The following is a 9680-nucleotide window of genomic DNA, read 5'->3' as shown; positions in this document are numbered from 1 at the left end:
GAGGCGTCGGTGCCGCTGGTCAGCAGCTGCCAGAAGGCCGCCGGACCGTCGGCTCCGGGGAACCGGCAGCCGATGCCGACGATCGCGATCGGGTCGTCGGCGACGGCGGCCTGTCCCTCGGCGGGCTCGGCCGCGGCGCGGCTGGCCGGCTGGGCGGTTTCGTCGCCGGCCAGATGCCGGGCCAGCACGTCGATCGTGGGGTATTCGTAGGCCAGCGTCGGCTCCAGCTCGCGGTGCAGCCATTTCTCCAGCGCGGTGGTGAGTCGAACGGCGTGAATCGAGTCCAGGCCGTAGAACGCGAACGGCTGGGACGGGTCGATCTCGGCGACCGGCAGCTCGAGCTCCTTCGCCAGCCGGGCGACCAGCCAGTCGCTGATCTCGGCCGCATCGGGCCCTTCCGGCTGGCCGGGCTTGGCCGGCTTGGCGGGTCTGGCCGGCTTGGCGGGTTTGCCGGGCTTGGCCGGTTTGGCGGCGTCGGCCGGCCTGGCGGGCTCGGCGGGCTTCGCCGGTTCGGCCGGCTTGGCCGGTTCGGCGGGCTCGGCGGGCTTCGCCGGTTCGGCCGGCCACCGGCTGACCACCGGCAGCTCGTCGTCGAGGTATTTCTGCTTGCACGCCGAGCGCTGAATCTTGCCGCTGGACGTGGTGGGCAGCTGCAGCCCCTCGACCAGCAGCACGGCGTGCGGCCGGATCCCGTACCGCTCGGTGACCGCGGCCCGGATCTTGCCGATGATCTCGGTCATCTGCTCGGCGCTGACCTGGAGGTGGTTCACCTCCTGGGCGATCACCAGCTGCTCGGCCTTGCGGGTCTCCGACTCCACCGAGAAGACCGCTCCCCGGCCGCGCAGCAGGTCCGGGTGGCAGTCCTGCACGGTCAGCTCGATGTCGTTGGGGTAGTAGTTGGCGCCGCGGATGATGATCAGGTCCTTGCGCCGGCCGGTGACGAACAGCTCACCGTCGCGCAGGAAGCCCAGGTCGCCGGTGCGCAGGAACGGACCCTCGCCGCTGTCGGCCAACCGGGCAGCGAACGTCTCCTCGGAGTGCTCCGGGCTCTCCCAGTAGGCCTGGGCCACGCTCGGCCCGCAGACCCAGATCTCGCCGACCTCGTCGGGCTGGCAGAGCAGCCGCGTCTCCGGGTCGACGATGGCCACCCGCTGGCCGCCCTGCGGCTTGCCGCAGCCGATCATCACCGCGGCGTGCGGATCGTCCGGCCCGGCCTCGACGACGCGGTCCCCGCGCAGCGCGGCCCGATCCAGGTGCCGAACGATCGGTGCCGGCGAGTCCGAGCCGCCGGTGACCAGCAGCGTCCCTTCGGCGAGCCCGTAGACCGGGAGGTAGGCCTCCGGCCGGAAGCCGGACGGCGCGAACGCCTCGGCGAAGCCGTCCAGCGTCGCGGTGCGCACCGGCTCGGCGCCGCAGAGTGCCGCCCGCCACTTGGACAGGTCCAGCGCTTCGCGCTGCTCCGGGGTGGACAGCTCGGCGCAGAGGTCGTAGGCGAAGTTGGGGGCGGCGGTGATCATCGCGCGATGCTTGGACATCGCCTGCAACCAGCGCATCGGGCCCTTGATGAATGCCGTCGGCGGCATCAGCACCGAGGACCCGCCGACGTACAGCGTCTCCAGCAGGCCGCCGATCAGGCCCATGTCGTGGAACGGCGGCAGCCAGAACACGCCGTAGCCGTCGTTGTCGAACTCCGAGCCCCAGGCCTGGCGGATGGTCTCCAGGTTGTGCACCAGGTTGCCGTGCGAGAGCACCACACCCTTGGGTGCGCTGGTCGAGCCCGAGGTGTACTGCACCATCGCGACGGTGCTCGGATCGATCTCCGGCGGCGCCCAGCGCGCGGCGTCGCCGGCGACCGCGTCCATCACGCACCAGCGCAGCGAGTCGCCGCCGGCCACACCGTCCACCGCGGCCTTGATCTTCTCGTAGACGTCGGTGGTGGTGACGGCGAAGCCGGGCCGCATGTCGGCCAGGATCGACTCCACCCGGGGGACCAGGTGGTCGCGCATCGGCGGGTGCACCGGCACCGCGATCGCCCCGGCGTACAGGCAGCCGAAGTAGCTGACGATGAACTCGATGCCGGGCTGGCAGAAGACCAGCACGCACTCGCCGACGGCGCCCTGCTGCTGCAGGTAGACGGCGATCTGTCGGGCCCGGGTGTCCAGCTCCCGATAGGTCACCCGGACGTTCTCGTTCTCCTCGCCGTCGCGGGAGAAGCTGAACGCGAGCCGGTCGCCGCGGCGCTCGGCCCGCATCTGCACCAGGTCGATCAGCGTCGAGGGCATGTGTACCGCCTGCTCCGGACCGACCGGCGCCGGATTGCGCATCGGGGCACCCGGGGCCGACCCGCCGGGCGGCTGCTGCGTGCTCATGCTCAGACGTCTCCTGTACCACTAAATGCGGTTGGTTTTAGATCGGGCGCGCAGTCGTCCGCAACGCGCCAATGTTGATTAAGGCTACATTAAGAACGTGGCCGCTACCTGTGATCTTCGGCGATCGGCCCCCGGCCAGGCAAATCAAGCCGCCGCATCCGAGACGGTGATCCGGACACGAGCAGGAGATCAGGGGCCGACCGCCGCTCCCGCCTGTGGCCGACGCCACGCGCCGGCACCTGCGATCACTTGACAGAGTGACAAGTCAGTCCGATAATTTTCCAGGTCGATACGCGCGAAGGCCCGGAGCGTGACGGAAGGATCGCGGTGCATCCAAACCAGCAAACCGACTCCACCCCCGCTCACCCGGGTGTCCCGCTGCAGCCCGAACCGAACACAGCGCGGGGAACGCCGGAATACACCGTCGCCGTCATCGGCGCCGGGCCGGGCGGCATCGCCGCCGGCGTCCGGCTGCTCGACGCCGGGATCGACGACTTCGTCATCCTGGAGCGGGCGGCCGAACCGGCCGGAAGCTGGCGCGACAACGACTACCCGGGCATCGGGGTCGACGTGCCCAGCTTTACCTACCAGTACTCGTTCGCCAAGAACCCCAACTGGTCCCGGATGTTCCCCAAGGGCTCCGAAGTCAAGGCGTACCACTGCGCGGTCGCCCGCGACCACGGCCTGTACCCGCACATCCGGTTCGGGACCGGCGTCGTCAAAGAGGAGTGGGACGACGACGCTCAGCTCTGGCGTCTGCAGACCGGCTCCGGCGATCAGGTCACCGCTCGGTTCGTGCTCAGCGCGGTGGGCGCGTTCATCACCCCCAAGGACGATCCGGGGATTCCCGGGTTCGAGACCTTCACCGGCAAGATCCTGCGGCCCACCGGCTGGGACCACGACTACGACCTGCACGGCAAACGCGTCGGGGTGATCGGCACCGGCGCCAGCTCGGTGCAGATCACCCCGGCCATCGCCGCACACGTGAAAACCCTGTCGGTGTTCCAGCGCACCCCGGTGTGGTGCTGGCCGAAACCGGATTTCGTCGTCGGCCCACGGCTGCGGCCGATCCTGGGCCGGGGCGTCACCCAGACCATGTTGCACGGGATGGCGCTGCTGTTGGTGGAGGCCCTGACCCGGCTGCTGGTCTACACACCGCCGGCGATCGCCAAACCGGCGTTGGCACTGACTGATTCGAGTGCGCGCACCATCTACCGCGGCTACCTGCGGATGGTGGTTCGCGATCGGCGCTCCCGGCGCGCGCTGACCCCGCGGTACGGCCTGCTGGGCAAGCGGCCCACCCTGTCGAACACCTTCCTGCAGGCATTCAACCGCGACAACGTCGAACTGGTCGACGATGCGATCGTCGAGATCACCCCCCGCGGCGTCCGCACCGCCGACGGCCGCGACCGTGAGCTGGATGCGCTGGTGGTCGCGGTGGGCTACGAGTTGTTCTCCGACCCGGAGACCTACAGAACCGGAATGGTGGTGGGCACAGGCGGATTCGACCTCGGCAACTTCTACGCCAGCCACAAGCTGCAGGCGTACGAGAGCGTTGCCGTGCACGGGCTGCCGAATCGGTGGGTTCTGGTCGGACCCTACTCGTGGACCGGAACCGGCTGGCATTTCATGGTCGAATCCTCGGCGCAGCACGCTGTGCGCGCGATCGTCGAGGCACGTCAACGCGGGTCGGCGGTGGTCGAGGTCACCGCCGAAGCGCAGCAGCGCTACCACGTGAAGATCGTCCGTCAGGGCCGCAACATCCAGTACTACTTCCGGATACGCAACAAGGGGCTGCGGACCTACTACGTGAACTCACAGGGCGACATGCCCTACATCCGGCCGACCACGGCGCTGCAGTCGCGGCGGGCCGCGGCGACCTACCCGTTCGACGACTACACCTGGCGACCGGCAAGGGCGGTGGCCACCGAGGTGGGCGCCCTGGCCCAGGTGGGAGTGGGCGGATGAGCAAGACCTACCCGACGGATGGCCAAGATCGGTGTGCTGCCACCGAGCGTGGTGGCGCGGCGCGTCGCCTCGACGATCCGCAGCCGACCGCCGCTCGCCGGCGCACCGACCGGGATTGCCGTGCTGTGCGCGCTGGCCAACCTGGCCCCGGAGCGGCTCTGGCTGGCGGCGCGGCGCATCGTCAACGCCGACCGGACCATGGGGCCGATCGACCGTGACGCCCGAGCCGTCTACGACGCCCGCATCGCCGCCAACACCCACAAGGCCGTGACATGACAGCCACCACGGCCGCAGAGCCGGACGGGACCGCGGCCGCGCCGCGACAGCCGCCGGACATGCTGGTGGCCAGCATCGGCGCCGGCATCGGCGGGCTGGGCGCGGCGATCCACCTGCAGCGGGCCGGCTACGTAGACTTCACCATCTTCGAACGCGCTGGGAGACTTCGGCGGCAGGGATCTGTCGGCCACCGGGTTCGAGATGTCCAACAGCCCGGTGGTGTACTGGCAGCGACCGATCAAGGGCCGCAACGGCTTCGACCTCGCGGCCTTCTACGAGACGCAACGCGCCGCCGCCTACGAAGGGGGTCGATGCCGGGATTGCCCAACACCCGGTTCCATCGCTTCGTCAGCCGGCGCGGCTCGGAGACGTTGATGCACGGACCCAGCTGCGCGAACGCCAACAGCTACTACATCGACCGAAACGGCGACTTCTCGTTTCTGCGGCCCACCACCGCCTACCAGTCGGCCCACGCGTCGAAGACCTTCGACCTCGACGACTACGTCTACCAGCCCTGACCCGGCCGGTCGGCGAGCTGCCGCCGCCACCGCGCCTCGGCGCGGCCGAGTTCGGTGACCGGTTCGGCGCCGTCGAGCCATTCCGCGGCGATCCGATACCAGTTGTTGCCGGCGCCGATCTGGCCGAGCGTCCCGAAGACCAGGAAGTCCAGCCGTCGGGAGAACAGGTGCTCCGGCGGCAGCCGCTCGTTGCGCATCGTCTGGAACGATCGGCTGGCCGGGCTGATCACGCCCAGCAGCGCGGCACTGACGTCGATCGCCCGCACCGCCAGGTAGTCGTCCACGAAGCTCCAGCCGGCGGCGTCCAAGGTGTACTCCAGGCAATCCTGCGCAGAAACCGACGAACCCGGTCGCAGCACGCCGTACCGCTCCATCACGCTCCGCAACCCGTCCCCGTCACCGGCGATGCACAACCGGGCCACCTGCCGTTCGAAGGCGACCGCGTCGGGGTCCATGTGCTTGTAGAGGCCGAAGTCCAGGAACGCCACCCGGCCGTCGGGCAGGTACAGGACGTTGCCGGGGTGTGCGTCGCCGTTGAATTCGCAGTCCCGGAACAGCGAGCCGAGATAGAAGCGGTAGATGATCTCACCGATGCGGTCCCGCTGGGCGGCAGGGAGTTTCGCCACCTCGTCGGCGCGCATGCCGGGTACGTACTCGGTGGTCAGCACCGACGCCGAACTGAGCTCCGTGACCGGACGCGGCACGTGGATGAACGGATGATCCCGGTACCGCTCGGCGATGTGGGCCTGGCTGGCGAACTCCTGCCGGTAGTCGAGCTCACGGGAGAGCTTGCCGGTGACCTCGTCGACGAACTCGGCGGTGGCCACCGTCGGAACGGTGGACTTCAGCATCCGGACGAACAACGCCAGGTTCTTCAGGTCGGCGCGGACCGCGGCCCGCACCCCGGGGTACTGGACCTTCACCGCCACGTCGCGGCCGTCGCGGGTGACCGCCCGATAGACCTGCCCGATGGACGCGGCGGCGAACGCATCGGTGTCGAACGAGCCGAACAGCCGCTCGACCGGGGCGCCGAGTTCGGTTTCCAGCACCGGTCGCATCGTCTCGAACGGCATCGCGTTGATCGACCCCTGCAGTTTGCCGAGCTGACGCCGGAAGTACTCCCGAGAACCGGCATCGACGATGCCGAGGTCGACCACCGACAGGAACTGACCGATCTTCATCGCCGCCCCGCGCATATTCGCCAGCACGGCGACGAAATCCCGGGCGATCCGCTCGTTGGTCCGATCCAGCATCTGCTCGCGGCGGCTTTCGGTGACCACGATCGAGCCGGCTTTGAACGCGACCCGGCGCAGTGTCTGCTTGGCGACCAGTCCACCCAGCCGCGCGCCCCGGCTCAGCCGCGAGGTCGCCAACGGATCGGCATCACCGGAATGAGCCGCAGAGTCGGTCATGAAAGCCTCGCCGTCCTAGTGCTAGATTTAGTCTGACACGCGAGTCCGAAAATCGTCGCGGCCCTCAGCAGCAACGACCCACCATCGACGGAAGGCATGCCCATGTCGGCGAGACCGTCGCGGCGATACCCGATGGGCCCGCACCGCGGCCTTCGCTGTATCGATGGCTAGCCAGCCGCGGGCCACGGCCGCCGAACGCGCGCCGGGCGGACACCGGCGCCGACGCGGATGCCCGCCGGTCGCCGACCTGGAAGAGCGTCGTCGCGCGCAGATCATCTCCTCGGCGGTGTCGGTCTTCGCCGAGCGCGGATACCCGGCGACGACGATGTCGGACATCGCCCGGCACGCGGGCATCGGCCAGGGCACCATCTACCGATACGTCGCCAGCAAACGCGAGCTACTGGATCTGGTCTTCGACTACTCGGTCGAGGAGGTGTTGCGGGCCGTGCAACCGGTGCTGCTGACCGTGCAGCCCGCCACCCGGCTGACCGACCTGCTCGACCGGTTCGATGCCGCACTGGACGCGCTGGACGCCACCCTGGACCGGCAGCCCGAGCTGGTGTCGCTGGTGCTGGTCGAGGCGGGGGCGATCGACGAGGAACTCAAGCTGCGCATGCTCGGACTGGAGACCACCGTCTCCCAGATGGTCATCGGCCTCTTCGAGGAGGCGCGCGCGGCCGGTTTCCTGCGGCCCGGCGCCGACCCGGAGGTGTGCGGGCGGCTGGCGACGAAGCTGCTGGTGCCGGTCGGACTGCACGCGGTGCTGGGTCAGCGCGATCCGGAGACCCGGCACCGCTACCGCGCCGCAATGCTCGATTTCGCCCGGCACGCCTTCTTCGTCGAGGACACCGAGCCCTTCACCGAGGACATCAAGCCGTGATGGCCCGGGCGCAGCCGGACCGCCGGGCACAGCTCACCCGGGCGGCATTCGAGGTGTTCACCGACCGCGGCTACCGCAACAGCTCGGTGGCCGACATCGTCGCCGCCGCCGGCCTGGGGCACGGCTCGTTCTACAACTACTTCACGAACAAGCGCGAGATCCTGGACGCGACCATCGACCTGGGCATGGACGAGCGGGCTCCGGAGCTGTCGCCGCCGGAACACCTCGCGGACAGCCTCGACGAGTTCCTGGACGGGGTGACCGCCCCGCTGCGGGCGCTGCACTCGCTGTCGGTGAACGAGAACAAGCTGGTCTCGCTGGTCGTGTTCGACGCCGGCGCGATCGACGAGCAGCTCACCCAGCGGGTGGTCGAGATCTTCGAGTCGTTCGCCGCCGCGGTCGCCCGGCAGATCGACCACGGCGTAGCGGTCGGCTACCTGCGACCCGATCTGGACACCCAGGTGCTGGGCGAGATGTTCATCTGCATGAGCCTGGTCATGCTGCTCTCCGCCCAGGGCGGGGCGCCGCTGCCCGGCGGCCCCGACCACGTGATCGCACAGGTCAAAGAGGTCATGCGGGCCGGCCTGGGTCGACGGCCCGAGCCGACAACTCCGGTGTGACAGCGCGTGAATGTCCCGATGTTCGCCCGCGCAACCGTTGTTCAACAGCAGGCGGTCGAGGGCTGACGCCAACTCGTCAGGCGCCGCCGTATTCCGGGCGAAGCGACTCGGACAGGGCGGAGAGCGGCACCTGGATGACGATGGTCCCGCCGTCCATCGACCAGACGAAACGGTCACGGGGGCTTGGATCCCCGCGCAGCATCGGCGCATCCGGCAGGTACAGAATCAGATGTTCCGGCGACAACCCGAAGGTCCGGTAGCTGCCCGTGTAGCCGGGCCCGTCCGGCCCGGGCTGGAACTCCTGAACGGTGAACGGGTAGGTGTTGGGCGCGTGCGCGGGCAGCGCGGCGTCCAGCGCAGCGGGCAGCAGCGGCTCGGCGGCCGGGGGTATCACCTGCAACGGATCCACTCCCGGTCGGAACAGATCGGCGAGGCTAAGCCGGCGTCCTTTGGCCATGTCGAAGACGAACGACCGATAGGCGTTGTTGGACTGAATCCCGAACGGTTCGTAGTTTTCGTGGACGATCAACGTCTGCACGGCACCCGGCCCCGAGTAGAGCTGGTAATCACTCGAGGCGCTGCTGTCTCGCGTTGTATCCGAACCGGTTTTCCGCCAGCCGCCCATCAGCCGCCGGTAGTAGTCGCGCAACGGTGGTCCGGCTGTGGGGTTGTCGAGCAGTGGCTGAGGCAGGCCGAGCGAGATGAACATCTCGGCCTGGCGCGGCGAAGTGACCAGCGTCGTGCAGTTCGTCCCGTCCCAGGTGGCGTCAAGCTCGGCGCAGAGCTGCCCGGCCGACGCCTGCGCCGCTGGTGCGGTCATCACCAGGGCGGTCACCGCTCCCGCCGTCAAGCTTGTCACCAGCCTCATCTTTTCAATCCTGTTCCCCAGGAACAACTTTGCCGGCAAGCCATCGGCCGTTGATCTTCACCATGGTGATCGCGACGGCGTTCACGTCGCTGTGCGGCTCCGAGACAACCGAGCTGCTGACCGATTGCGTGACGAACAGTAGTACCTCGACCGTGTTGGTGGTGGCGGATTTGACGGCCGAGTCGACCACTCTGCCGTGCGTCGTCACCTTGTTGTCGATCAACATCTTCCGCAACCGGGCGCTGGCTTTGGTGTACCTGTCCTTGAAATCCCCGGTTGCGCCGTCGATGATGTCGGCGATGTTCTGGTCGACCGTTCCGGGGTCGGTGCTGGTCAGTGTCACCGCGTATCTCTGCGCCGCTTCGAGCGCTTGCGCTGCGGCGGCATTGTTTCGATGTTGCTGGAACAGCAACCATCCCTCGTAGCCCGCGACGGCGGTGACGGCGACGAGCAGTCCGGCGACGGTGCGCCGGATCGTTGACCCGGTCCAGCGTGATCCGGTCCAGCGCCCCGGTTTGAATCGGGCCCACCACCGCGGCCGGCTGACGGTGGTCTCGTCGTCGCTGGAATTGCCGTCGTCGGCCTCGGTCTTGTCGTCGTCGGCCTCGTCGGCCGCGATCGCCGCCGCCTCGTCGTCGACGGTCGCCTCGGTCGACGCAGATGCGGTCGGTTCCTCGTCGATCGATTCGGGCGTGTCAGCCAATGCGATATCCCCTGTACTTGCCATGGCAGCCGCGCTAGGTTATGTCGACCTTGCTCGCCAGCCAAC

8 protein-coding genes and 1 pseudogene are annotated in these 9680 nt (G+C 68.8%); 5 read left to right on the top strand and 4 right to left on the bottom strand.

Annotation, left to right across the window (positions count from 1 at the left end; all coding sequences use genetic code 11):
- A partial coding sequence (locus AC2VNT_RS01830) for an AMP-binding protein (protein WP_486945232.1) occupies positions 1 to 2369 on the bottom strand: 2369 nt, incomplete at its 3' end.
- Positions 2370 to 2747: 378 nt separating this feature from the next.
- Between AC2VNT_RS01830 and AC2VNT_RS01825 the strand changes: the two genes are divergently transcribed.
- The 3 genes and pseudogenes from AC2VNT_RS01825 to AC2VNT_RS01815 form a co-directional block, all read left to right on the top strand.
- Complete coding sequence (locus AC2VNT_RS01825; protein ID WP_486945233.1) at positions 2748 to 4337, top strand: flavin-containing monooxygenase; 1590 nt, start codon at positions 2748 to 2750, stop codon at positions 4335 to 4337.
- Between the two features lie 18 nt (positions 4338 to 4355).
- The gene (locus AC2VNT_RS01820) at positions 4356 to 4613 is read left to right on the top strand and encodes a hypothetical protein (protein ID WP_486945231.1); all 258 of its coding nucleotides are present in this window, start codon (positions 4356 to 4358) and stop codon (positions 4611 to 4613) included.
- Positions 4614 to 4799: 186 nt separating this feature from the next.
- Positions 4800 to 5131 (top strand): annotated as a pseudogene (locus AC2VNT_RS01815) (NAD(P)/FAD-dependent oxidoreductase); the annotation flags it as partial.
- Here the strand turns inward: AC2VNT_RS01815 and AC2VNT_RS01810 are convergent.
- The gene (locus AC2VNT_RS01810) at positions 5119 to 6543 is read right to left on the bottom strand and encodes an ABC1 kinase family protein (protein ID WP_486945230.1); all 1425 of its coding nucleotides are present in this window, start codon (positions 6541 to 6543) and stop codon (positions 5119 to 5121) included. The pseudogene AC2VNT_RS01815 and the gene AC2VNT_RS01810 overlap by 13 nt on opposite strands.
- Positions 6544 to 6706: 163 nt before the next feature.
- On the opposite strand from AC2VNT_RS01810, the gene AC2VNT_RS01805 reads away from it, so the two are divergent.
- Together AC2VNT_RS01805 and AC2VNT_RS01800 are read left to right on the top strand one after the other, a co-directional pair.
- Positions 6707 to 7423 (top strand): TetR/AcrR family transcriptional regulator, encoded by a 717-nt coding sequence (locus AC2VNT_RS01805; protein WP_486945229.1) that lies wholly within the window; start codon positions 6707 to 6709, stop codon positions 7421 to 7423.
- A complete protein-coding gene (locus AC2VNT_RS01800; RefSeq protein ID WP_486945228.1) occupies positions 7423 to 8043 on the top strand; it encodes a TetR/AcrR family transcriptional regulator in 621 nt (206 codons plus the stop codon). The genes AC2VNT_RS01805 and AC2VNT_RS01800 overlap by 1 nt, the downstream gene beginning before the upstream one ends.
- 76 nt (positions 8044 to 8119) lie before the next feature.
- Here the strand turns inward: AC2VNT_RS01800 and AC2VNT_RS01795 are convergent, their stop codons facing one another.
- Both AC2VNT_RS01795 and AC2VNT_RS01790 read right to left on the bottom strand, forming a co-directional pair.
- The gene (locus AC2VNT_RS01795; RefSeq protein ID WP_486945227.1) at positions 8120 to 8911 is read right to left on the bottom strand and encodes a hypothetical protein; all 792 of its coding nucleotides are present in this window, start codon (positions 8909 to 8911) and stop codon (positions 8120 to 8122) included.
- Between the two features lie 4 nt (positions 8912 to 8915).
- Positions 8916 to 9614 (bottom strand): Mce protein, encoded by a 699-nt coding sequence (locus AC2VNT_RS01790; protein WP_486945226.1) that lies wholly within the window; start codon positions 9612 to 9614, stop codon positions 8916 to 8918.
- Positions 9615 to 9680: the final 66 nt, after the last annotated feature.

The organism is Mycobacterium sp. TH-M15 (assembly GCF_057473705.1).
Note: the sequence above shows the minus strand (reverse complement) of the source record. Positions and strands in the feature narration are given on the sequence as shown.

What these genes read in the sequence shown, in the direction of transcription:
- AC2VNT_RS01820 (WP_486945231.1), top strand. Translation starts at nt 4,356, where the DNA reads ATGGCCAAGATCGGTGTGCTGCCACCGAGCGTGGTGGCGCGGCGCGTC.
- AC2VNT_RS01810 (WP_486945230.1), bottom strand. Translation starts at nt 6,543, where the DNA reads ATGACCGACTCTGCGGCTCATTCCGGTGATGCCGATCCGTTGGCGACC.
- AC2VNT_RS01805 (WP_486945229.1), top strand. Translation starts at nt 6,707, where the DNA reads ATGGCTAGCCAGCCGCGGGCCACGGCCGCCGAACGCGCGCCGGGCGGA.
- AC2VNT_RS01800 (WP_486945228.1), top strand. Translation starts at nt 7,423, where the DNA reads ATGGCCCGGGCGCAGCCGGACCGCCGGGCACAGCTCACCCGGGCGGCA.
- AC2VNT_RS01795 (WP_486945227.1), bottom strand. Translation starts at nt 8,911, where the DNA reads ATGAGGCTGGTGACAAGCTTGACGGCGGGAGCGGTGACCGCCCTGGTG.